Origin of the sequence: Blautia sp. AF19-1 (assembly GCF_003479155.1) — a bacterium.
GTDB classification, from domain to species: Bacteria; Bacillota; Clostridia; order Lachnospirales; family Lachnospiraceae; genus Fusicatenibacter; species Fusicatenibacter saccharivorans.
The window spans coordinates 412-692 of the sequence record NZ_QUGQ01000060.1 but is presented as its reverse complement, the minus strand read 5'-3'; the positions used below and the strand labels follow the sequence as shown (position 1 = coordinate 692).

Annotated in this window: 1 pseudogene; it reads right to left on the bottom strand. The window is 52.3% G+C overall.

Annotated elements, in window-relative coordinates:
* Nucleotides 1-281, bottom strand: a pseudogene (locus DWX26_RS17325) (MobQ family relaxase); the annotation flags it as partial.

Below are 281 nucleotides of genomic sequence, written 5' to 3'. Positions count from 1 at the left end.
CGGGCTTCCTTTGGCTTCATCTGATTGCGGTAATCTGCGGCTGATTTCCCGGAAGATTCCAGAAATGCTTCTAAGTCCTCCACAGTGGAAAGCCCCTTTTGCCGGAGATAGGACAGGGCTTCGCTGACTGCCTTTAAGTCCTGTGAAGTCCCCCGGTTCTGTCCAGCCCTCGTCCAGTCCTTCCGTTCTTCCTTTCGTATCGCCATATACTTCATCAGCAGATTGGGAAGAAGTGTCGCTTCCTCCGCCGCTTTTTGTGCAAGCAGCTCTTTCCGTTTTTC